The organism is Erwinia rhapontici, assembly GCF_012271765.1.
GTDB lineage: Bacteria > Pseudomonadota > Gammaproteobacteria > Enterobacterales > Enterobacteriaceae > Erwinia > Erwinia rhapontici.
Map to the genome: position 1 here is coordinate 110,855 of NZ_VRKO01000013.1, position 21,570 is coordinate 132,424.

A 21,570-nucleotide genomic window follows, 5' to 3' on the forward strand; every position below is an offset into this window, starting at 1 on the left:
GTTGCAATTAAATTCTTTAAGAATCTTTCGTTTCATGATGTATTAACCGGGGAAGTGAAGATGAAAAAAGGGTTATTCGCATTACTGGCAGGTGCCGTGCTGTTTTCTCAGGCCATCACGGCGCATGCCGATCAGTTACAGGACATTGAAAAACGTGGCGTTATCCGCATCGCGGTCCCTCAGGACTTCCCGCCGTTTGGTTCCGTCGGTACCGATTTACAGCCGCAGGGCTATGACATCGATATGGCGAAGTACCTGGCGAAACAGATGAAACTTAAGTTGCAGCTGGTGCCCGTGACCAGCGCCAACCGCGTCCCTTATCTGCAAACCGATAAAGTGGATCTGGTGATCTCCAGTCTGGGGAAAAACCCGGAACGTGAGAAAGTGATCGACTTCAGCCGTGCCTACGCGCCGTTCTTCCTCGGTGTGTTTGGCCCGAAAGACGGCACGCTGAAAGATGCGGCTGCACTGAGCGGCAAATCGATCGGCGTCACCCGTGGGGCGGTGGAAGATATGGTGCTGACCGGCATCGCGCCGAAAGAGGCACAGGTGAAACGTTATGAAGATAACAACACCACGCTGTCGGCTTATCTGTCGGGTCAGGTGGAATATGTGGCCACCGGCAACCTGGTGGTAGCAGCCATTGCTCGTCAGAACGCGGATAAAGCGCCCGTGGCGAAATTTATGCTGAAGGATTCACCGTGCTTTATCGGCATGAAGAAGAATGAACCGGCACTGAAGGCCAAAGTCGATGCGCTGATTGAGCAGGCGATTCAGGACAAAACCCTGAACGGTCTCTCTGAGCAGTGGCTGAAAGCACCGCTGCCAGCCGATCTGGGCTAGTTGGGGCTGACTGATGATGGGGCAACTGAATTTTCCTGCACTGTGGCCCTTCTGGCCGGAGCTTCTCTCCGGCCTGTGGGTGACGATCCAGCTAACGGTGATGGCAACGGTGGGCGGGGTAGCGCTGGGTATCTTCGGCGCGGCGCTGCGCAGCGGTAAACCGTCGACGTTGAGCCGTATCTGGGGTGTGTATGTCGAGCTGATCCGCAATACGCCGTTTGTGGTCCAGCTGTTTTTTATCGTCTTTGGCTTGCCCAATCTGGGGTTGAAACTCACGGCAGGGGAAGCGGCGCTGCTGGCGATGCTGATTAACCTGGGCGCTTACAGCACGGAAATTATCCGCGCCGGAATACAGGTGACGCCAAAAGGGCAGTGGGAAGCGGGGCGGGTGCTGGGCCTGACGCGCACGCAGACCTTTATTCGGGTGGTGTTGCCACCGTCAATGAAGCGTATTTATCCGGCGCTGGTCAGCCAGTGCATTATCGTGATGCTCGGTTCATCGGTGGTGTCGCAGGTCTCTTATGAAGAGCTGACCTTTGCTGCCAACCTGATCCAGTCGCGCACCTTTTTGAGTTTTGAAGTCTACCTGGTGACCACGCTGATGTATCTGGCGCTGTCGATTGCCATGCGCCAGTTACTACTGGCGGCGGGCCGTAAGTGGTTTGGAGAGCAGCCATGATGACAACCTTTACCGACTGGGACATCCTGCGCAACCTGCTGCTGGCGGCGCGCTGGACGATTGCGCTCTCCCTGACCGCCTTTTTCGGTGGCACGCTGGTGGCGATGCCGCTAGTGATGGTGCGCCTCAGCGGGCGTAAATGGCCGAACCGCATTATCCGCTGCTATATCGAACTGTTCCAGGGTACGCCGTTGCTGATGCAGCTGTTCCTTGCCTTCTTCGGCGTGGCGCTGTTCGGCATAGATGTGTCGCCTTGGACGGCGGCCTCGCTGGCCCTGACGTTTTACACCAGTGCCTTTTTAGTTGATATCTGGCACGGCAGCATCAAAGCCCTGCCAAAAGGCCAGTGGGAAGCCTGCCGCTGCCTCGGTCTGAGTGTTGGCCAGACGCTTTACCGCGTGGTGCTGCCGCAGGCGCTGCGCATTGGCATTGCCCCCACGGTGGGCTTTGCCGTACAGGTGGTGAAAGGAACGGCGCTGGCCTCGATTATCGGTTTTATCGAGCTGACCAAGGCGGGCACCATTCTGAATAACGTCACCTATCAACCTTTCAAAGTGTTCGGATTAGTCGCCCTCGGCTACTTCCTGATGTGTTACCCGCTGTCACGCTACAGCCAGTATCTGGAGAAGAAATTCAATGCCGCTCATCACCATTAATCAGGTGCAGAAATATTATGGCGACAACCACGTACTGAAAGGCGTGGATCTCGACATCGAAATGGGTGAAGTGATCTCCATCATTGGTCGCAGTGGCTCGGGTAAAAGTACCCTGCTGCGCTGCATCAACGGGCTGGAAGGTTACCAGGAAGGCAGTATCAAGCTGGGCGGGATGACCATCACCGATCGGGATACCCAGGCCCGCGATATCAGCCGCTCCGTCGGCATGGTGTTTCAGAACTTCAACCTGTTCCCGCACATGACTGCGCTGGAAAATGTGATGCTGGCACCGCGCCGGGTACTGAAGAAAAAAGACGCCGAGTGCCGCGAGCTGGCGGCCCGGATGCTGGAAAAAGTCGGTCTGGGCGACCGAATGGATTACTATCCTGCCAATCTGTCCGGTGGCCAGCAGCAGCGCGTGGCGATCGCCCGTGCCCTGGCGATGTCACCCAAGGTGCTGTTGTGTGATGAAATCACCTCCGCGCTGGACCCAGAGCTGGTGGGTGAAGTGTTGAAAGTGCTTGAGCAGCTGGCCAAAGAGGGCATGACGCTGATCCTCGTGACGCACGAAATGAATTTTGCCCGTGAAGTCGGTGACCGCGTGGTGTTTATGCACCAGGGGCGGGTATGGGAGCAGGGCGACAGTAAAACAGTCTTCTCTGACCCACAAACAAATGAATTAAAACAGTTTATCTCCTCGGTGCGTGGGCTTTAGGCGGCTTTGTTTGTCATTTTGAACCTGGGCAGTGCTCAGAATCCTCACGTACTACGTGTACGCTCCGGTTCTTGTGCGCTGTCCGTGTTCAAACTGCCTGCACCAGTAACGCCTAAGGGGTTATTTCAATATAGGAATCGATGATGGATCTCTCTACATTTACCCAAATTAACCCGCCGCAGCGCCTGCTGATGGGGCCGGGACCGATCAATGCCGATCCGCGTGTGCTGCGTGCTATGTCCAGCCAGCTGTTGGGCCAGTACGATCCGGCGATGACGCAATATATGAACGAAGTGATGGCGCTGTATCGCGGCGTGTTTCGCACTGAAAATCGCTGGACGATGCTGATCGACGGCACGTCACGCGCCGGGATCGAAGCCATCCTGCTGTCGGCGATCCGCCCTGGCGATAAAGTGCTGGTGCCGGTATTTGGTCGTTTCGGCCATCTGCTGTGTGAAATCGCCCGCCGTTGCCGCGCTGAAGTCCACACCATTGACGTGCCGTGGGGCGAAGTGTTCACCCCGGATCAGATCGAAGATGCCATTAAAAAAGTGAAGCCGCGCCTGCTGCTGACAGTGCAGGGCGACACCTCCACCACGATGCTGCAACCGCTGGAAGAACTGGGTGCCATCTGCCGAAAATATGGCGTGCTGTTCTATACCGATGCTACCGCTTCGTTCGCCGGAAATGTGCTGGAAACCGATGCCTGGGGATTAGATGCTGTCTCCGCTGGGATGCAGAAATGCCTCGGTGGCCCGTCCGGCACCTCGCCGATCACGCTGAGTCCGGCAATGGAAGCGGTGATCCGCCAACGCAAATGCGTGGAAGCCGGGATCCGCACTGATGCGCATCAGGACGGCGATGACGAGATGATCTACTCCAACTATTTCGATCTCGGCATGATCATGGACTACTGGGGCCCTGAGCGATTGAATCACCATACGGAAGCCACCTCGGCGCTGTTTGGCGCCCGTGAATGTGCGCGTCTGATCCTTGAAGAGGGGCTGGATAACGGCATTGCCCGCCACAAGCTGCACGGCGATGCGCTGCTTAAGGGCATCCAGGGAATGGGGCTGGACACCTTCGGTAACCTCGAACACAAAATGAATAACGTGCTCGGCGTGATGATACCGCCGGGTGTCAACGGCGATCAGGTCCGTAAGCTGATGCTGGAAGATTTCGGCATCGAGATCGGCACCTCATTTGGCCCACTGATCGGCAAGGTGTGGCGCATCGGCACCATGGGGTACAACGCGCGTAAAGACTGCGTGATGCAGACCCTGAGCGCACTGGAATCGGTGCTGAACTACCTCGGTTTCCGCAGTACTCAGGGTGCAGCGATGCAGGCGGCCTGGGATCACTACAACGGGAGCCGCGGATGAGTGAGAGCCTGATGAATGCCACTGCCGCCGCCGCCGCCGCTGCGCGCGTGATGGCACGCTGTGATGCGCTGGCAGAAATCAGTGAAACCCCGGGATACCTGACCCGCGTTTACCTTTCGCCGGAGCATCTGCGTGCCAATGCCATGGTGGGCAAGTGGATGAAAGCCGCCGGAATGCAGGTGTGGCAAGACAGCGTGGGTAATATCTGCGGGCGTTATGAAGGCGAGCGGCAGGATGCGAAAGCGCTGTTGTTGGGTTCGCATCTGGATACCGTGCGTAATGCCGGGCGCTACGACGGTATGCTCGGCGTGCTGGCGGCGATTGAAACCGTGCAGTATCTGCACGATCGCGGCGAACGCCTGCCGCTGGCGATTGAGATCATCGGTTTTGCCGACGAAGAAGGGACACGCTTCGGCATCACGTTGCTCGGCAGCCGTGGTCTGACAGGCACCTGGCCCGACAGCTGGCTGACGCACCCGGACGGCAACAGCATTACCGTGGGGCAGGCGATGAGGGATATCGGCTTTAACCCGGATCTGCTGTGGCAGGCTGCGCGTGACGTCGAAGATTTCGTTGCCTACCTGGAACTGCATATCGAACAGGGGCCTTGCCTGGAGCAGGAGCAGCTGGCGCTGGGGGTGGTTACGGCCATTAACGGTGCCCGCCGCCTGAACTGTCGTTTTACCGGCGAAGCCGGACATGCCGGCACGGTGCCGATGAGCCACCGGAAAGATGCACTGGCCGCCGCCGCCGAATGGATGGTGTTTATTGAGCAACGCACCCCGGAGCATAACCCGCAGCTGGTGGCGACCGTCGGGACACTCCAGTGCCATCCGGGTGCGGTCAATGTGATCCCGGGAGAGGTGACCCTGACGCTGGACGTGCGTGGACCGGAAGATCGGCCGCTGGCCGAATTGCTCTCTGAACTGCTTGTTCAGGGCGAAGCCATTGCGCTGCGTCGCGGACTGAGCTTTAGCGCTGAAGAATATTATCAGATCCCGGCCACACGCTGTGATGACGGTTTGCAGGCGGCGCTGAGCCGTGCGGTGACCACCGTCCAGGGGCGCAGTCTGTCGCTGCCGAGCGGTGCCGGGCATGATGCGATTGCCATTGCCGAACGCTGGCCAGTAGGGATGCTGTTTGTGCGTTGCGATCGGGGTATCAGCCACCATCCGGCGGAATCCGTGATGACGGAAGACGTGGCGCTGGCGGTGCAGGCCTACGTAGAGGTTGTCGTAGGGGTCGGACATACGGCCTGGCCTTCGTAAGGGGTAGGCTTTCGTAGGGGTCGGACATACGGCCTGGCCTTCGTAAGGGGCAGGCTTTCGTAGGGGTCGGACATACGGCCTGGCCTTCGTAAGGGGGCAGGCTTTCGTAGGGGTCGGACATACGGCCTGGTCTTCGTAAGGGGGCAGGCTTTCGTAGGGGTCGGGCATGCCCGACCCGGCTTGGTGGAGTGATGACTATGAACCTGACGCAGTTCAACCAGGTCAGCGCTGCCGATGCGCAGCACAGTATTGAACATTGTGTCGCGCTACCTGAGTGGGCTGCGGCAGTGGTAGATGCCCGGCCTTATGCTTCGCTGGCGGCGCTACTGGCGCAGGCTGAATCACTGTCGCAGACCTGGGATAGCGTTGCGCTAGCCCAGGCACTCACTGCTCATCCGCGTATTGGCGAGCGTGCGGGCGGGTCAGGCAAAGAGGCTGCACTGTCCCGCGGTGAACAGGGGCAGGTCAATGCTGCGGACCTTCCACTGGCGCAGGCATTACAGGCAGGTAACGCCATCTATGAACAGCGCTTTAGCCAGGTCTTTCTGATCCGCGCCAAAGGCCGCAGCGGTGAGCAGATCCTTACGGAGCTGCAACGCCGCCTGCAAAACGATGCGCAGCAGGAACAGCACGAAGCGCTGCAACAGCTACGCGACATCACGTTATTACGCTTAGAGGAGACGTTCCGTTGAGCACAGTAACCACGCATATTCTTGATACTGCCCTGGGGAAACCGGCGGCAGGTGTGACGATTGCCCTTGAACAAAACAGCCCGACAGGCTGGCAGCTCCTGGCCTCTGGTGTCACCAATGCTGACGGCCGCATTGGCGATCTGACGCCGCAGCCGCTGGCACCGGGCCACTATCGTCTGACGGCCGAAATCGGCGACTATTTTGCTGCCGACGGGCGTGAAACCCTGTACGTCAACGCGCAGATTGATTTCGTGATTGCCACCACCGGCCACTACCACTTACCCTTTTTGATCACCCCGTGGTCGTGGTCCACCTATCGCGGTTCATAAATTGGGGCGACTGGAAAAAAGGGTCGCCCACTCTGTTTTCATCGGCCCGTGACAATCACAAACGAAAACTGTCCGCATCACGCCATGCCGGGAATTTCTCGCGGTACTCGCGCAGGTTCTCCAGCGACAGCGTAGCATCCAGACGGGCAGGTTGATGCGGTTCACCCTGGGCTAAGATTTCTCCCTGCGGGCTGATGATCCGGCTGTCACCGCTGTAGGCGTGGCCGTTGCCATCGGTGCCCACGCGGTTACATCCGGCGATATACGCCTGGTTTTCAATGGCGCGCGCCTGTAACAGCGTCTGCCAGTGCAGCGCACGCGGCGCTGGCCAGTTGGCGACATACAGCGCCAGGTCGTAATCGTTCTGATTGCGGGAAAACACCGGGAAGCGCAGGTCGTAACAGACCTGCGGCAGAATACGCCAGCCACGCCACTCGATCACCTCACGGCGATCGCCCGCCAGATAGTGTTCATGTTCCCCGGCCATACGGAACAGATGGCGCTTGTCATAGAAATGCACCTTGCCCTCAGGTTCCACGAGGAAGAAGCGGTTCACCGCGCCTTTCTCCACCTGAATCGCGGCGCTGCCAGCCACCATCGCATGGGCCGCGGCGGCTTTCGCCTGCAGCCAGGCAATCACCTCGTTTTCGGGCAGTGAGCTTGCCGCCGCCTCCATGGCAAATCCGGTGGTGAACATTTCCGGCAGGATAATCAGGTCACGATGCTGGATATCGGCGAGCAGACCGTCGAAAAAGGCCAGGTTAGCCGGGCCATCCATCCATACCAGCGGCTGCTGAAGGACGGTAATGTTTAAAGTTGACACAGGCGCTCCGCGGCAGCGTCCAGCGTGGCTTCCTGTTTGGCGAAGCACAGGCGGATCAGTTTATGGGGGAAGGCATCAGCGCAGAATACCGACAGCGGTATGGCGGCCACGCCCACTTCTTTGGTCAGCCACTGGCAGAATGCCACATCATCCAGATCGGAGATGGCGCTGTAATCGGCCAGCAGGAAATAGGTGCCTTCGCACGGCAGCAGTTCGAAACGGCTGCCCGACAGGGCTTTCACAAAGCGGTCACGGCGCGCACGGTAGAAGTCCGGCAGTTCGCGATAGTGTTGCGGTTCAACCTCCAGCATATCCGCGATAGCCAGCTGCGCAGGCGTATTGACGGAGAAGGTCAGGTATTGGTGTACCTTGCGCACTTCAGCACTGATTGCCGCCGGGGCCACGCAGTAACCCACTTTCCAGCCGGTCATATGGAAGGTTTTACCAAATGAAGACACCGCAATAGCACGGGCACGCAGCTCAGGATGTGCCAGCACGCTGGCGTGACCGTTCGCATCGAAACAGATGTGTTCATACACTTCGTCGCTGAGAACGTAGATTTCCTGCTGGCGAATGGCTTGCCACAGCTGGGCGAAGTCGCTCTTCTGCCACACGGTGGCTGACGGGTTATGTGGGGTATTGAGGATCACCAGCCGCGTTTTTGGCGACAGCAGTGCGGTAAACGTCTGCCAGTCAGGGCGGAAGCCAGGTGGCTGCAAGGCGATGCGTTTCATCACGCCGCCAGCCAGCGTAACGGCGGGCGCATAGCTGTCGTAGCTCGGGTCAAAGCAGATCACTTCATCGCCCGGACGGACCAGCGCGGTAATTGCAGCATAAAGGGCTTCGGTAGCGCCAGCGGTCACAGTAATTTCGGTGTTTACATCCGGCGCGTAGCCGTACAACCCGGCGGTTTTCTTCGCAATCGCTTCACGTAACGGGGCGACTCCTGTCATCGGGGCATACTGATTTGCGCCCTGGCTGACATGATGTGCCAGACGCTGTTGCAGATACTGCGGGCCGTCAAAGTCGGGAAAACCCTGGGACAGATTGATGGCGTTGTACTGCTGCGCGAGCGCGCTCATCTGAGTGAAAATGGTGGTGCCCAGCGCAGGCAGTTTGCTCTCTGGGGTGAACGGCGTCTGGCTCATCAGTAATAACCCTTTTGCAACGCAGAAATGTGATGTTGGAGTCCTGTATTGCTGCCAATATAACACGATGTTACTATTTGGCAATCAAGACGCTTAGACGTCTATATCTACCTTTATCATCTTTCACACTAAGGAAAGAGATGACGCAAAGCTCTCAGTTAGATCAATTAGTTGCTGCCTGTCACTGGATTGGTGCTCGCGGCTGGGCCCCGGCCACGGGCGGTAATATGTCCGTGCGCCAGGATGCGCAGTTCTGCCTGCTGAGTGAGTCCGGCAAAGACAAAGGCAGCCTGACGCGTGACGACTTTATCCAGGTCGATATTGCTACCAATCTTGTCCCCTCCGGGCGCAAGCCATCGGCGGAAACGGGTCTGCATACGCTGATCTACCGCCTGTTTCCTGATGCGGGAGCGGTGCTGCATACCCACACGGTGAATTCCACCGTGCTGTCGCGTGTGGAGAAAAGTGCGGCGCTGACATTGCAGGGCTATGAGATGCAGAAGACGCTGGCCGGACAACACTCACATCTTGATGCGGTGCCGATTGCCCTGTTCGATAACGACCAGGATATTGACGCGCTGGCACAGCGTATTGAACAGTTTGCGGCCCATACCCCGCTGCGTTATGGTTTTCTGCTGCGCGGTCACGGGCTGACCTGTTGGGGCAAAGACGTCAATGACGCGCGCCGTCATCTTGAAGGGCTGGAGTTTTTATTCCAGTGTGAATTACAACGTCGCGTTCTGGAGAAATCATGATCCGCGCCATCATCACTGATATTGAAGGCACCACCAGCGATATTCGCTTTGTGCATAACGTCCTGTTCCCTTATGCGCGTCAGCATCTTCCCGCTTTTATTACTGAACATCAGCAGCAACCGGCGGTGGCCCAGGCGCTTGACGATCTGCGTGTGGAGGCCGGCAATCCGCAGGCGACACCGGATGAACTGGTGCAGGTGCTGTTCGGTTATATGGATCAGGATCGTAAATCCACCGCGCTGAAAGCCTTACAGGGCATGATCTGGCGTGCGGGCTATGAGAATGGCAGTTTTACCGGCCATCTGTATGCCGACGTGCTGCCTGCATTAAAACAGTGGCAGCAGCAGGGCGTGGCGCTGTATGTTTATTCATCTGGCTCCGTAGCTGCGCAGAAATTGTTATTTGGCTACAGCGACGCCGGTGATATCACTGGCCTGTTTAGCGGATACTTTGATACCCATGTGGGTGCCAAACGTGAAGTCGATGCTTATCGCAACATTGCCAGCCAGATTGGGTTGCCCGCAGAGAATTTGCTGTTCTTATCCGATATTCATCAGGAGCTGGACGCCGCACAGGATGCAGGCTGGAACACCGTGCAGTTAATACGCGGCGACGCGGACACTGAGAGCCGTCATCGTCAGGTTGCAGGTTTTGATCAGATTAACCAGGAGCTGTTGAACTCATGAGTGCACTGACTATTTTTACCGATACCGAAGCGACCACACCGGTCTGGCACAGCACCGATGCGGCAGAGATTGCCGACAAGTTGCACAGTAAAGAGGTGCGCTTTGAGCGTTGGGAAGCGGACCGTGACCTGGGTGAAAATCCGGATGCCGCAACGGTGATCAACGCCTATCAGCATGCCATTGATCGTCTGGTGGCAGAAAAAGGCTATCAGAGCTGGGATGTCATCAGCATGCGTGCAGATAACCCGCAGAAAGAGGTGCTGCGCACCAAGTTTCTTTCTGAGCACACCCACGGTGAAGATGAAGTGCGTTTCTTTGTGGAAGGGGCGGGGCTTTTCTGTCTGCACCTTGACGGGCACATCTACCAGATCCTGTGTGAGAAGAATGATCTGATTTCGGTACCCGCCGGAACGCCGCACTGGTTTGATATGGGATCGTCACCCAACTTCACTGCTATCCGTATTTTCGATAACCAGGAAGGCTGGGTCGCGAAGTTTACCGGTGACACCATCGCCGATGCGTATCCGCGTTTACCGTAATCCCCGTCATTCTTCCAGCTGCAGCTGCGTTGACTGCAGCTGCTCATCCTGGTCACATAGCTACCTATGCTCCCAGGGACTCACAGCTTTGACGCCTTGCTGCAACTCGAATAATTTAGGGAATTCATCGTTCTTAAAGCCGTGGCTGAAACTCACCCGCTTCTACCTGCACAGGGGTGACGACCCCGGTATCCAGCACCCAGCCGCTAATCAGTGAGGCAGGCGTCACATCAAACGCCGGGTTATACACCTGCGCATCGTCTGGCGCCCACTGCACATCACCAAAGCTTCCGGCTACACCGGTCACTTCGCGGGCAGCGCGCTGTTCAATCGGGATGGCCTCTCCGTTCGGGCATTCACGGTCCAGGGTGGTATGCGGTGCCGCAACGTAGAACGGAATGTTGTGATACTTCGCCAGTACCGCCAGGCTGTAAGTGCCAATCTTGTTGGCCACGTCACCGTTGGCAGCAATGCGGTCAGCGCCTACCCAGATAGCATCAACCTGTCCCTGAGCCATCAGACTGGCGGCCATCGAGTCACAAATCAGGCGGTAAGGGATGCCCAGCTCACCCAGCTCCCAGGCGGTCAGTCGGCCACCCTGCAACAGGGGGCGGGTTTCATCCACCCAGACACTGGCGACCGTGCCTTCCTGCCAGCCACGTGCAATCACTCCTAACGCCGTGCCAACGCCTGCGGTGGCCAGCCCGCCGGTATTGCAGTGGGTCAGCAAACGGCTACCGGGCGTAATCAATGCGCTACCGGCAACAGCAATGCTGTCGCACAGCGCTTTATCTTCATCGATCAGGCGCAGTGCTTCTGTGCCCAGCGCGCTAACGAAATCATCCTTCGCCAGTGCCAGCTTCATGCGATCAAGGTTATTCATCAGATTTACCGCCGTCGGGCGCGAAGCACGCAACACCTCCAGCGCCTCAGCCAGCTGCGGTTTTGCCATGCCGTTTTCGGCCAGCAGGGCAAGCAACAGGCTGGCAGACAGCCCGATCAGCGGAGCGCCACGCACACGCAGGGCTTTAATATGACCCACCAGCCCGGCAACGTCCGGCGTCGGACACCAGATTTTCTGCTGCGGCAGGGCCTGCTGGTCGAGGATCCAGAGCTGATTATCACGAACCTGTAAGCTGGTGGTACTGAGTGTTTGCATGAGTTAAATCCTGGTTGCTTTAATGCATCATATTGTGCCAACATGGCTAACGGATGTATAGACGTCTGAACGGCTTATTACAACGAAACATGGGTTATTTTTGAGGGGCAGATCAATGTCGCAATACCGTACGTTCACCGCAGCGGATGCCGTGGAATATGCTCGCCAGTTTGGCGGCGTGGCGAACCCCGAAACGCTGGTTGATTCGCAGGAAGTCGGCGATGGTAATCTCAACCTGGTGTTCAAGATTTTTGATACGGCAGGCGTCAGCCGGGTGATCGTCAAGCAGGCACTGCCTTATGTGCGCTGCGTGGGCGAATCCTGGCCTCTCACCCTTGACCGTGCGCGTCTGGAAGCGGAAGTGCTGATTGAGCACGGAAAATTCTGCCCGCAGCATACGGTCAACATCCTGCACTACGATCCGGAACTGGCGGTGATGGTGATGGAAGATCTCTCTGACCATGCGATCTGGCGTACCGAGCTGGTGAACGGCGTTGAATATCCGCAGGCGGCAGGGCAACTGGGTGAGTACCTCGCGCAAACCCTGTTCCATACTTCTGATTTCTTCCAGCATCCGTATCAGAAAAAAGCGGACGTGATCCGTTTTACCAATCCTGAGCTGTGCGATATCACCGAAGAGTTATTCTTCAATGAACCCTACGAGGTTCATGAGCGAAATGCTTATCCGCGTGCGCTGGAGCCGCTGGCTGAATCCCTGCGTGATGATCAGGCCTTAAGGCTCGCCGTTGGCGGCCTGAAGCATCGCTTCTACTGCCACGCAGAAGCCTTACTGCATGGGGATGTTCACAGCGGTTCGATCTTTGTGAAAGAAGGCCGCTTGAAAGTGATTGATGCGGAGTTCGGTTTCTACGGCCCGATGGGCTTTGATATTGGCAGCGCACTGGGCAATTTGTTGATCAGCTACTGTGCAGCACCGGGCCTGCTGCCACCGCGTGAAGCGGCCGCCGCGCGTGAAAATCGTCTTAACGATGTGCGTGAAGTATGGCTGAGTTTCACCGAGGGTTTCCTGGCGCTGGCGGCAGAGAAGAGCCGCGATCGTGCGCTGGCCGTGCCGGGCTACTCCCGCGAATTCCTGCGTAAGGTGTGGAGCGATACCATCGGCTATTGCGGCACTGAACTTATCCGCCGTACCGTGGGGATGTCGCAGGTCGCAGATATCAAGAAGATTGAAGATGAAGCGATGCGCATCGAATGCGTGCGCCAGGCGATAATCCTGGGGCGCAGCCTGATCCTGCTGGCTGATCATGTGCCGGATGTGGAAGCACTGATTGCACGTATCCGCCAGAACGGTTAACGGTTTATTGCCTCTCAGTGAATAAAGGCCGATCGATAACGTCGATCGGCCTTGTTACTTTATGCCGCTTCGATTTTACGTGGTGGCTTTACCTCTTTTACCGGTTGAGTTGCCAGCGCATCGGCGTCAAATTCATCCACGTTAATTGAGCGCAGGCGGCTGACTTCAGCACGGATCAGAATATCGGCTTCTTCCTGGGTGACCCATCCCGCCTCCAGCCCTTGTGCTGCCAGTGCATCCAGACGGGTAAACGACAGATTTTTTTTCTGCTGTTTACACAGGCGGTCATGAATCGCTTCTGCGGCCATCACATCGTGCAGCGCTTCTTCCAGCTGGCCTGCCGGGTTGTGTTCACTCGGTGCGAGATACTGACCGCGCCCCAGGCGGTTGCGGGTGGCGGATGGCACCTGCAAAATAAGCGCCAGTTGATGATCCAGGCGGTCGGACGGCGCCCGGCTGTGACGGCCGGTCGGGAACACCACGGCGCGTACCAGGCCCGCCACCAGGCGGTTCGGGAAGTTGCGCAGCAGGTCGTCGATAGCCGTGTCTGCCTGATTCAGCGCATCCTGAACGCCCCAGTGCAGCAGCGGTAAATCGGCTTCGTTACGTCCTTCATCCTCATAACGCTTCAGCGCTGCCGAGGCCAGATAGAGCTGGCTCAGGATATCGCCAAGGCGCGCCGAAATGCGCTCGCGGCGTTTCAGGCTGCCGCCCAGCACGGACATTGAGACATCCGACAGCAGTGCAAGGTTGGCACTGACGCGGTTCAGATGCTGATAGTAACGACGGGTGGCATCGCGAGTCGGCGAGGCGCTGGTGCGGCCACCCGTGAGTCCCAGCCACAGGCTGCGCAGCGTATTGCTGCCCACGTGGCCGATATGGCTGAACAGCGCCTTATCAAAGGCTGTCACATCATTATTCTGCGCTGCCGCCATCTCTTCCAGCACGTAAGGGTGGCAACGAATAGCACCCTGGCCGAAGATAATCATACTGCGGGTCAGAATGTTGGCGCCTTCCACCGTAATGGCAATCGGCGCCCCCTGATAAGCGCGGGCAAGGAAGTTGCTGCTGCCGAGCATAATGCCTTTACCGCCCGCAATATCCATGGCGTCAACAATTGCCCGCTGACCGCGATGAGTACAGTGGTATTTCACGATGGCGGACAGCACCGCCGGTTTTTCACCAAGCATAATGCCACTGGTGATCAGCGTGGCGGCGGCATCCATCACATAGGTGTTCCCGGCGATGCGTGCCAGCGGTTCTTCAATCCCCTCCATCTTGCCAATCGGCAGGCGGAACTGACGACGAATATGCGCATACGCGCCAATCGCCAGTGCAATGCTTTTCAGGCTGCCGGTGGAGTTGGACGGCAGAGTAATGCCACGGCCCACTGACAGACACTCAACCAGCATTCGCCAGCCCTGTCCGGCCATTTCCGGGCCACCGATAATAAAATCAATCGGCACAAAGATATCCTGGCCGCGTGTCGGGCCGTTCTGGAACGGTACGTTGAGCGGGAAATGCCGTTGACCAATTTCCACGCCCGGTGTCTGCGTGGGGATCAGCGCACAGGTGATCCCTAACTCTTCCGTTTCGCCCAGCAAATGGTCGGGGTCAGAAAGCTTAAACGCCAGGCCGAGCACAGTGGCGATAGGGGCGAGGGTGATATAGCGTTTGTTCCAGGTGAGGCGCATACCCAACACCTGCTGACCTTCCCATTCACCCATGCATACCACGCCAACATCCGGGATGGCACCGGCATCGGAACCCGCTTCCGGGCTGGTCAGGGCAAAGCAGGGGATCTCCTGGCCGCTTGCCAGACGAGGCAGGTAGTGATCTTTCTGCGCTTCGGTCCCGTAATGCTGGAGCAGTTCGCCCGGGCCAAGGGAGTTAGGCACACCCACCGTGATCGCCAGAATCCCGGAAACCCCTGACAATTTTTGCAGCACGCGCGCCTGAGCGTAGGCCGAAAATTCAAGGCCGCCGTACTCTTTCTTGATAATCATGGCGAAGAAGCGGTGCTGTTTGAGATACGCCCACAGCTCAGGCGGCAAATCGGCCATTTCATGGGTGATCTGGAAGTCATTTGCCATACGGCAGGCTTCTTCTACCGGACCGTCAATAAACGCCTGCTCTTCCGGCGTCAGTCGCGGCTGCGGATAGGCATGAAGTTTTTTCCAGTCCGGTGTACCACGGAACAGATCGCCTTCCCACCAGGTGGTACCGGCATCGATGGCTTCTTTTTCGGTGCGTGACATCGGCGGCATCACTTTCTGGAAGGTGTTCAGCGTGGGTTTGCTGAACAGCGCCTGGCGCATGGGCAGGAGATTAAATGGCAGCAGAATAAGCACCAGCGGGACCAGCAGCCAAAGTGTCCACAGCCCTGCCAGTCCGAGCACAGCGGTCCAGAGCAGCAACGCAGCACTGGCAGCCAGCAGATTAATACGGTGATAAAACAGGGCGCCAATCAGCACGATCGTCGCCACAATACTGAGAACCATCATAACATGTGCTCCGTAAGTAGTAAGAGGTCCGACCTGTTGGGTATATGTTTAGATTACCACGGCGTCAGGTGCAATCTGTTTACATAATAATTACAACCTGGCTCACAAAGCGGTGGCACGAAGCGTTAATCCCTCTGGGGGGCGGGGAGATCGCTTCCCGGCTCTCTGGCAACTTGATAAACTCCTACAGTAACTCTTTCCTAAAAGGACATCCCTATGTATCAGGACATCATTCGCGCCGAGCTGAACGAAGCGGCAGAGACGCTGAATAAATTTCTTAGTGAAGATGCAAACATCGAGGCGATCCAGCGTGCGGCCGTGCTGCTGGCTGATTCATTTAAAGCAGGTGGTAAGGTTCTCTCCTGTGGTAATGGCGGTTCCCACTGCGATGCGATGCATTTTGCTGAGGAGTTGACGGGGCGCTACCGTGAAAACCGCCCTGGCTATCCGGCGATCGCGATTTCTGATGTCAGCCACCTGTCCTGCGTCAGTAATGACTTTGGCTATGATTTTGTTTTCTCACGCTACATTGAAGCGGTGGGGAAAGCAGGGGATGTGCTGTTAGGGATCTCCACATCGGGTAACTCCGGTAATATTATTAAAGCGGTTGAAGCTGCGCGTGCCAAAGGGATGAAAGTAATCACCCTGACCGGTAAAGACGGCGGCAAAATGGATGGCGTGGCCGACGTAGAAATTCGTGTGCCGCACTTCGGTTATGCTGACCGTATTCAGGAGATTCACATCAAAGTGATTCATATCTTGATGCTGCTCATCGAAAAAGAAATGGTCAAATAATCCCCTTCATCTTTCACGCCGCAGGTGCGTTAGCTGCTCTCGTGAACCCCGGTCACTTACTCGTGTAAGCTCCCGGGGATTCACTCGTTTGCCGCCTTCCTGCAACGTGAAATCCATTGGGGATAGAATCTATTTTCACGAGGTAATCCTGTGTGCGAACTACTTGGGATGAGCGCGAACGTCCCGACGGACATCTGTTTTAGTTTTACCGGGCTGGTGCAGCGCGGTGGCGGAACGGGCCCGCATAAAGATGGCTGGGGCATTACCTTTTATGAAGGGAAAGGCTGCCGCACATTTAAAGATCCGCAACCCAGTTTTCAATCGCCGATTGCCCGACTGGTGCAGGAATATCCGATTAAGTCCTGTTCGGTGGTGGCGCATATTCGCCAGGCGAACCGGGGTGAAGTATCGCTGGAAAATACGCACCCGTTTACCCGCGAACTGTGGGGACGTAACTGGACTTACGCGCACAACGGGCAGCTTAAAGGCTATAAAAACCTGGATACCGGCCCTTATCGCCCCGTGGGTGAAACCGACAGTGAGATTGCCTTCTGCTGGTTGTTGCATAAGCTGACCACTCGCTATCCGCGTACGCCGGGCAACTGGCCAGCCGTCTTCCGCTACATTGCGGAACTGGCGGCAGAGATGCGTGAGAAAGGGGTGTTTAACATGCTGCTGTCAGATGGCCGCTATCTGATGGCGTTCTGTTCGACCAATCTGTTCTGGATCACCCGACGTGCCCCGTTCGGCAAAGCCAAATTGCTGGATCAGGATGTGGAAATTGATTTTCAGAAGCAGACCACGCCAAATGACGTGGTCACAGTGGTGGCCACTCAGCCGCTGACGGCGAATGAAACCTGGCACAAGATTGAGCCAGGTGAATGGGCGTTATTTTGCCTGGGTGAGCGCGAGCGCTGATTCCTGTACGGCTGAGTTGCCTGTCATCGGGCGGCTCAGTACGTACTTGCCATCGCTAACGTTGACCGCCGGAGGCTGTTTGGTCTGCACGAACTGCGTGTAACCCGGCTGCAATTGCTTCCAGAAATTGATGTAAGTGGAGTAGCGATGGCGCTGCATGTTGCTGTCGGTCATGCGGAACGGATAAATACTGACTTCAACACGTGGCTGGCCATTGCGCAGCGCGGCTTCCACATAGTGATAAATTTCATCCATATAGGCATCGGTCATGGCATAGCAGCCAATTGACACGCAGTTGCCGTGGATCATCAGATATTTCCCCTGATAACCCTGCTGGCGATCGTATTCGTTCGGAAAGCCGACGTTAATCGCACGATAAAAGCGGCTGTCTGGTTTTAACTGGGAAAGTCCCACGCTGTAAAAACCTTCCGGACTTTTGAAGTCGCCCTGTACGCGTTTTGGCCCCAATCCACCCGAAAAATTACAGATGCGGTAGCTGTTAAGCAGGCGGAATTCGTTGCCGATTTTGCCGTACAGTTCCAGCGTGCGTTCTTCTTTGAAGATTTGCAGGTACACGGGGGTACCAATCAGTTGTTTCTTTAACTCTTTGCTTACCGGGGCCAGTGGGGTAACCGAATCCGGTACGCTGGCGAAGACAACGGCTGGCAGAAAAATCATCGCAAACAGCAGTGCGATTTTGCCCATTCTGGTTCCCTTGAAATGTAGGGGTTGAAAGCAACGCCGGAAGGCGTCTGTACTGACAATATCGGATAATTCCGCTATCGCTGCGTCACCTTAGCATTGTCTATTTTTTTATCAAGATAGCGAAGAATAAAAACCTTAATTTATGTGCGTTCCGTTGCGTATTGAACTCTGGCTTTTTGACTGTATACTTATACAGTATTATCGGAGGGGGCTATGCGTAAAATCATTCACGTGGATATGGACTGCTTTTTTGCCGCAGTGGAAATGCGCGATAACCCCAGCCTGCGTGATATCCCCATCGCGATTGGCGGCAGCGAAAAACAGCGCGGCGTCATCAGCACGGCGAATTATCCTGCGCGGAAATTTGGTGTGCACAGTGCGATGTCAACGGCGATGGCGCTTAAGCTCTGCCCGCACCTGACGGTGATTCGGGGCCGCTATGACGCTTATAAAGAAGCCAGCGCCCATATTCGTGACATCTTTTCCCGCTATACTGCCCTGATTGAACCCCTGTCGCTTGATGAAGCTTACCTGGATGTCACTGACAGCCAGCATTGCCATGGATCGGCCACGCTGATCGCGCGTGAGATCCGCGATACGATCCAGCAGGAGCTGAATCTCACCGCATCAGCCGGGATAGCGCCGATTAAATTCCTGGCAAAAATCGCCTCCGATATGAATAAACCTAACGGCCAGTTTGTCATTACGCCGCAGCAGATGCCTGACTTCCTGCTGGCCCTGCCGCTGGCGAAAATTCCCGGCGTGGGAAAAGTCACGGCGCGTAAGTTAGAAGAGATGGGGCTGAACACCTGTGCCGATGTGCAAAAAACCGATTTGGTCACCTTGCTGAGGCGGTTTGGTAAGTTTGGCCGCGTGCTGTGGGAGCGCAGTAATGGCATTGATGACCGGGAAGTCATCACTACCCGTGAGCGTAAATCTCTTGGCGTGGAGCGGACGCTGTCGGAGGATATTCATAGCTGGGAAGCCTGCCTGGAAATTATCGACCTGCTGTACGATGAGCTGGCACGGCGGCTGGATAACATTAAGCCGGATCGCCAGATTGCCCGTCAGGGTGTAAAGCTGAAGTTTAATGATTTCCAGCAGACCACGCAGGAGCATGTGTGGCAGGTACTGAATAAGGCCGATCTGATTGAGATTGCGCGAAAAAGCTGGGATGAACGGCGTGCAGGGCGCGGCGTGAGGCTGGTGGGATTGCATGTGACGCTGCTGGACCCGCAGCTGGAAAGGCAATTGTTATTGGGATTGTAAGGGCGGGTCAGGCATACCTGACCCCTGCGAGTGTCGCGATTGTGACAGGGCGCGGGGCATGCCTGTATAGAGGCTGTCGTAGGGGCGAGGCATGCCTCGCCCGTATCATATGCGCAGCATTACTTAACCGGGATCGCCTTCAACAGCGCAGTCAGCAGCTGCCAGTACAGGTCAACGCTTCCAATATGCACCTGCTCATCCGGGGAGTGTGGCCCGGTGATGGTCGGCCCAATCGATACCATGTCCATCTGTGGGTACGGTTCTTTAAACAGACCGCACTCCAGACCGGCGTGGATAACCTGGATGTTCGGGGTTTTATCGAACAGTTTTTCATAGGTTTCACGCACCAGCGCCATCACCGGTGAGGTGGCATCCGGCTGCCAGCCAGGATAGCTGCCTTTGGCGAGGGTTTTCGCTCCAGCCAGCTGGCCGAGCGCAGTAAGCATTTCCACCACGTACTCTTTACCGCTGTCGATCAGTGAACGGATCAGTGAGTTAATCTTCGCTTCATTGCCTTCAAACGTCACCACACCGACGTTCAGCGAGGTTTCCACCACGCCTTTCATTACATCTGACTGACGGATCACGCCATTCGGTGTGCTGTTCAGCAGAGCGATAAACGCATCACGGCTGGTGGTGCTCAGAGCCTGCTCCGCATGGGCCAGATCCTCGACCACCACGGCAATGTTTTTCTCTTTCAGGCTCAGCTCATTTTGCAGCGTCAGCAGATAGCCGGCTGCCAGTGACTTCAGCTTATCGAGGTTCGCAACAGGAACCGCCAGCGTGGCGAAGGCTTCACGTGGGATCGCATTCCGCAGCGTACCGCCGCTGAAATCCACCAGACGCAGGTCAAGATCCGCCGCATGGGAGAACAGGAAGCGCGCCAGCAGTTTGTTGGCATTCCCCAGACCCACGTGAATATCACAACCGGAGTGACCGCCTTTCAGGCCTTTCAGCGTCAGTTTCACCGTCTGATAACCGGCCGGAACCGCTTCACGGGTCAGCGGCAGTGTGCTGGTAAAGTCGATACCGCCAGCACAACCCATATAGATCTCACCTTCCTCTTCGGAATCGGTGTTAATCAAAATATCGGCCTGCAACCAGCCTGCTTTCAATCCGAAGGCACCGACCATGCCGGTCTCTTCGGTCATGGTCAGCAGCACTTCCAGCGGACCATGTTCCAGGCTGTTATCAGCCAGCACGGCCAGAGCTGAAGCCATACCAATACCGTTATCGGCACCCAGCGTGGTGCCGCGTGCTTTTACCCACTCGCCATCGATCCAGGGCTGAATCGGGTCTTGGGTAAAGTCATGCACCGTGTCGTTGTTTTTCTGCGGCACCATATCAAGGTGCGCCTGAAGCGCCACGGGTTTACGATTTTCATAACCCGGCGTGGCAGGTTTACGGATCAGGATGTTACCCACCTGGTCGCGCTCATTCCAGAAACCCTGCTCCGTCGCCCAGGCGATCACATGGGCAGCCAGTTGTTCTTCATGATAAGAAGGATGGGGAATGGAGCAAATTTTGGCAAAAATATCCCACAATGGTTGTGGGGATAATTGAGACAATTCAGACACGATAACTCTCCTGTGTCAGCACTCCCTTTCTGCCGTGCAGGCAGGAAGCATGCGCTGATATCGGTTGGAAAATTCCCGTCAGCGAATCTGACGCGATGGCAAAAGAATATCACCGATTTCTGACACATGCTCACGATGCCCCAGGAAAAAAGGGGGATACAAGGTGCAGCGGGCTGGTTTTTAGTGCCTCAGATCACTATAATTTCGCGCAACCGCTCCCCTTGCACAATTTTTAAGCCAATTTCATTGGCCGGGATTCTTTTAATGAGTGAAAAATACATCGTCACCTGGGACATGCTGCAAATCCATGCCCGTAAACTGGCCGAGCGCCTTCTGCCCGCTGAACAGTGGAAAGGCATTATTGCCGTCAGCCGTGGTGGTCTGGTACCTGCCGCCTTACTGGCGCGTGAGCTGTGTATCCGCCACGTCGACACGGTTTGCATCTCCAGCTACGACCACGATAACCAGCGCGAAATGACCGTGCTGAAGCGTGCAGAAGGGGATGGTGAAGGTTTCATCGTGATCGATGACCTGGTGGACACCGGCGGCACTGCACAGGCTATCCGTGAGATGTACCCGAAAGCGCATTTCGTGACGATTTTCGCTAAACCAGCCGGACGCCCGCTGGTGGATGATTATGTTATCGACATCCCGCAAAACACCTGGATTGAACAGCCGTGGGACATGGGCATTGCCTACCTTCCCCCGCTGGTAAAAAGCTGATTGATTCACTCTGTCATCAGAGACATTTAGTGTGTTAGATCAAAACACGCCCGATTCTGTCGGGCGTGTTTGTTTTTACCCTTCGCGTGA

At 56.4% G+C, this 21,570-nt stretch carries 22 protein-coding genes; 16 read left to right on the top strand and 6 right to left on the bottom strand.

The annotated features are described in order from the left end of the window. Positions 1-60: 60 nt before the first annotated feature. The 8 genes from FVB43_RS11510 (at position 61) to uraH (ending at position 6,564) form a co-directional block, all read left to right on the top strand. The gene (locus FVB43_RS11510) at positions 61-843 is read left to right on the top strand and encodes a transporter substrate-binding domain-containing protein (RefSeq protein WP_133846204.1); all 783 of its coding nucleotides are present in this window, start codon (positions 61-63) and stop codon (positions 841-843) included. Between the two features lie 13 nt (positions 844-856). Continuing rightward, positions 857-1,522, top strand: a complete 666-nt coding sequence (locus FVB43_RS11515; protein WP_133846205.1) for an amino acid ABC transporter permease — start codon at positions 857-859, stop codon at positions 1,520-1,522. Continuing rightward, positions 1,522-2,178: an amino acid ABC transporter permease gene (locus FVB43_RS11520; RefSeq protein WP_133846326.1), complete on the top strand. Its 657-nt coding sequence runs from the start codon at positions 1,522-1,524 to the stop codon at positions 2,176-2,178. Before FVB43_RS11515 ends, FVB43_RS11520 begins: the two co-directional genes overlap by 1 nt. After that, complete coding sequence (locus FVB43_RS11525; RefSeq protein WP_133846206.1) at positions 2,159-2,893, top strand: amino acid ABC transporter ATP-binding protein; 735 nt, start codon at positions 2,159-2,161, stop codon at positions 2,891-2,893. Before FVB43_RS11520 ends, FVB43_RS11525 begins: the two co-directional genes overlap by 20 nt. 143 nt (positions 2,894-3,036) lie before the next feature. After that, the gene (locus tag FVB43_RS11530; RefSeq protein WP_133846327.1) at positions 3,037-4,275 is read left to right on the top strand and encodes a pyridoxal-phosphate-dependent aminotransferase family protein; all 1,239 of its coding nucleotides are present in this window, start codon (positions 3,037-3,039) and stop codon (positions 4,273-4,275) included. Next, positions 4,272-5,543: an allantoate amidohydrolase gene (gene hpxK / locus FVB43_RS11535; RefSeq protein WP_159337608.1), complete on the top strand. Its 1,272-nt coding sequence runs from the start codon at positions 4,272-4,274 to the stop codon at positions 5,541-5,543. Before FVB43_RS11530 ends, hpxK begins: the two co-directional genes overlap by 4 nt. A gap of 197 nt (positions 5,544-5,740) precedes the next feature. Next, positions 5,741-6,235, top strand: a complete 495-nt coding sequence (gene uraD, locus FVB43_RS11540; RefSeq protein ID WP_133846208.1) for a 2-oxo-4-hydroxy-4-carboxy-5-ureidoimidazoline decarboxylase — start codon at positions 5,741-5,743, stop codon at positions 6,233-6,235. After that, entirely contained in the window at positions 6,232-6,564 is a 333-nt protein-coding gene (uraH, locus tag FVB43_RS11545) for a hydroxyisourate hydrolase (RefSeq protein WP_133846209.1), read from the top strand. The genes uraD and uraH overlap by 4 nt, the downstream gene beginning before the upstream one ends. 55 nt (positions 6,565-6,619) lie before the next feature. Here uraH and FVB43_RS11550 read toward each other — a convergent pair whose 3' ends face one another. Then, positions 6,620-7,387 (bottom strand): amidohydrolase, encoded by a 768-nt coding sequence (locus tag FVB43_RS11550; RefSeq protein WP_167864039.1) that lies wholly within the window; start codon positions 7,385-7,387, stop codon positions 6,620-6,622. Beyond that, positions 7,375-8,535: a pyridoxal phosphate-dependent aminotransferase gene (locus FVB43_RS11555; protein WP_167864040.1), complete on the bottom strand. Its 1,161-nt coding sequence runs from the start codon at positions 8,533-8,535 to the stop codon at positions 7,375-7,377. The genes FVB43_RS11550 and FVB43_RS11555 overlap by 13 nt, the downstream gene beginning before the upstream one ends. Positions 8,536-8,675: 140 nt before the next feature. Here FVB43_RS11555 and FVB43_RS11560 point away from each other — a divergent pair, with 140 nt between their 5' ends. From FVB43_RS11560 to FVB43_RS11570, 3 genes are read left to right on the top strand one after another with little or no spacing between them, the layout of a single operon-like run. Continuing rightward, entirely contained in the window at positions 8,676-9,290 is a 615-nt protein-coding gene (locus FVB43_RS11560) for a methylthioribulose 1-phosphate dehydratase (protein ID WP_167864041.1), read from the top strand. Further along, complete coding sequence (gene mtnC / locus FVB43_RS11565; RefSeq protein ID WP_133846213.1) at positions 9,287-9,976, top strand: acireductone synthase; 690 nt, start codon at positions 9,287-9,289, stop codon at positions 9,974-9,976. The genes FVB43_RS11560 and mtnC overlap by 4 nt, the downstream gene beginning before the upstream one ends. Next, the gene (locus FVB43_RS11570) at positions 9,973-10,515 is read left to right on the top strand and encodes a 1,2-dihydroxy-3-keto-5-methylthiopentene dioxygenase (RefSeq protein ID WP_133846214.1); all 543 of its coding nucleotides are present in this window, start codon (positions 9,973-9,975) and stop codon (positions 10,513-10,515) included. The genes mtnC and FVB43_RS11570 overlap by 4 nt, the downstream gene beginning before the upstream one ends. Positions 10,516-10,648: 133 nt before the next feature. Here FVB43_RS11570 and mtnA read toward each other — a convergent pair whose 3' ends face one another. Next, on the bottom strand, positions 10,649-11,674 hold the full coding sequence (gene mtnA, locus FVB43_RS11575; protein WP_167864042.1) for an S-methyl-5-thioribose-1-phosphate isomerase: 1,026 nt from the start codon (positions 11,672-11,674) through the stop codon (positions 10,649-10,651). Positions 11,675-11,789: 115 nt separating this feature from the next. Here mtnA and mtnK point away from each other — a divergent pair, with 115 nt between their 5' ends. After that, positions 11,790-12,989, top strand: coding sequence for an S-methyl-5-thioribose kinase (gene mtnK, locus FVB43_RS11580; RefSeq protein WP_133846216.1), 1,200 nt, complete (start codon positions 11,790-11,792; stop codon positions 12,987-12,989). Between the two features lie 59 nt (positions 12,990-13,048). On the opposite strand, the gene fadE is transcribed toward mtnK, so the two are convergent. Next, a complete protein-coding gene (fadE, locus tag FVB43_RS11585) occupies positions 13,049-15,493 on the bottom strand; it encodes an acyl-CoA dehydrogenase FadE (protein ID WP_167864043.1) in 2,445 nt (814 codons plus the stop codon). Between the two features lie 216 nt (positions 15,494-15,709). Here fadE and lpcA point away from each other — a divergent pair, with 216 nt between their 5' ends. Both lpcA and FVB43_RS11595 read left to right on the top strand, forming a co-directional pair. Beyond that, the gene (lpcA, locus tag FVB43_RS11590) at positions 15,710-16,288 is read left to right on the top strand and encodes a D-sedoheptulose 7-phosphate isomerase (protein ID WP_133846218.1); all 579 of its coding nucleotides are present in this window, start codon (positions 15,710-15,712) and stop codon (positions 16,286-16,288) included. A gap of 150 nt (positions 16,289-16,438) precedes the next feature. Next, a complete protein-coding gene (locus FVB43_RS11595; RefSeq protein WP_133846219.1) occupies positions 16,439-17,206 on the top strand; it encodes a class II glutamine amidotransferase in 768 nt (255 codons plus the stop codon). Here FVB43_RS11595 and dpaA read toward each other — a convergent pair. After that, positions 17,177-17,911 (bottom strand): peptidoglycan meso-diaminopimelic acid protein amidase, encoded by a 735-nt coding sequence (gene dpaA, locus FVB43_RS11600; protein WP_133846220.1) that lies wholly within the window; start codon positions 17,909-17,911, stop codon positions 17,177-17,179. The two genes, FVB43_RS11595 and dpaA, sit on opposite strands and share 30 nt — an antisense overlap. 213 nt (positions 17,912-18,124) lie before the next feature. Between dpaA and dinB the strand changes: the two genes are divergently transcribed. Next, on the top strand, positions 18,125-19,180 hold the full coding sequence (gene dinB / locus FVB43_RS11605; protein ID WP_159337620.1) for a DNA polymerase IV: 1,056 nt from the start codon (positions 18,125-18,127) through the stop codon (positions 19,178-19,180). Positions 19,181-19,299: 119 nt separating this feature from the next. Here the strand turns inward: dinB and pepD are convergent, their stop codons facing one another. After that, on the bottom strand, positions 19,300-20,757 hold the full coding sequence (gene pepD, locus FVB43_RS11610) for a beta-Ala-His dipeptidase (protein ID WP_167864044.1): 1,458 nt from the start codon (positions 20,755-20,757) through the stop codon (positions 19,300-19,302). 264 nt (positions 20,758-21,021) lie between these two features. Here pepD and gpt point away from each other — a divergent pair, with 264 nt between their 5' ends. After that, positions 21,022-21,480 carry a xanthine phosphoribosyltransferase gene (gpt, locus tag FVB43_RS11615; RefSeq protein WP_133846223.1) on the top strand — a complete coding sequence of 153 codons (459 nt, stop codon included), beginning with the start codon at positions 21,022-21,024 and terminating at the stop codon, positions 21,478-21,480. Positions 21,481-21,570: the final 90 nt, after the last annotated feature.

Excerpts from the sequence above, each read along its gene's own strand:
- uraD (WP_133846208.1), top strand. The coding sequence starts at position 5,741 with ATGAACCTGACGCAGTTCAACCAGGTCAGCGCTGCCGATGCGCAGCAC.
- FVB43_RS11510 (WP_133846204.1), top strand. The coding sequence starts at position 61 with ATGAAAAAAGGGTTATTCGCATTACTGGCAGGTGCCGTGCTGTTTTCT.
- mtnC (WP_133846213.1), top strand. The coding sequence starts at position 9,287 with ATGATCCGCGCCATCATCACTGATATTGAAGGCACCACCAGCGATATT.
- dinB (WP_159337620.1), top strand. The coding sequence starts at position 18,125 with ATGCGTAAAATCATTCACGTGGATATGGACTGCTTTTTTGCCGCAGTG.
- FVB43_RS11530 (WP_133846327.1), top strand. The coding sequence starts at position 3,037 with ATGGATCTCTCTACATTTACCCAAATTAACCCGCCGCAGCGCCTGCTG.
- mtnK (WP_133846216.1), top strand. The coding sequence starts at position 11,790 with ATGTCGCAATACCGTACGTTCACCGCAGCGGATGCCGTGGAATATGCT.
- FVB43_RS11555 (WP_167864040.1), bottom strand. The coding sequence starts at position 8,535 with ATGAGCCAGACGCCGTTCACCCCAGAGAGCAAACTGCCTGCGCTGGGC.
- gpt (WP_133846223.1), top strand. The coding sequence starts at position 21,022 with ATGAGTGAAAAATACATCGTCACCTGGGACATGCTGCAAATCCATGCC.
- FVB43_RS11525 (WP_133846206.1), top strand. The coding sequence starts at position 2,159 with ATGCCGCTCATCACCATTAATCAGGTGCAGAAATATTATGGCGACAAC.
- FVB43_RS11560 (WP_167864041.1), top strand. The coding sequence starts at position 8,676 with ATGACGCAAAGCTCTCAGTTAGATCAATTAGTTGCTGCCTGTCACTGG.
- FVB43_RS11515 (WP_133846205.1), top strand. The coding sequence starts at position 857 with ATGATGGGGCAACTGAATTTTCCTGCACTGTGGCCCTTCTGGCCGGAG.
- dpaA (WP_133846220.1), bottom strand. The coding sequence starts at position 17,911 with ATGGGCAAAATCGCACTGCTGTTTGCGATGATTTTTCTGCCAGCCGTT.
- lpcA (WP_133846218.1), top strand. The coding sequence starts at position 15,710 with ATGTATCAGGACATCATTCGCGCCGAGCTGAACGAAGCGGCAGAGACG.
- FVB43_RS11520 (WP_133846326.1), top strand. The coding sequence starts at position 1,522 with ATGACAACCTTTACCGACTGGGACATCCTGCGCAACCTGCTGCTGGCG.
- fadE (WP_167864043.1), bottom strand. The coding sequence starts at position 15,493 with ATGATGGTTCTCAGTATTGTGGCGACGATCGTGCTGATTGGCGCCCTG.
- FVB43_RS11570 (WP_133846214.1), top strand. The coding sequence starts at position 9,973 with ATGAGTGCACTGACTATTTTTACCGATACCGAAGCGACCACACCGGTC.
- hpxK (WP_159337608.1), top strand. The coding sequence starts at position 4,272 with ATGAGTGAGAGCCTGATGAATGCCACTGCCGCCGCCGCCGCCGCTGCG.
- mtnA (WP_167864042.1), bottom strand. The coding sequence starts at position 11,674 with ATGCAAACACTCAGTACCACCAGCTTACAGGTTCGTGATAATCAGCTC.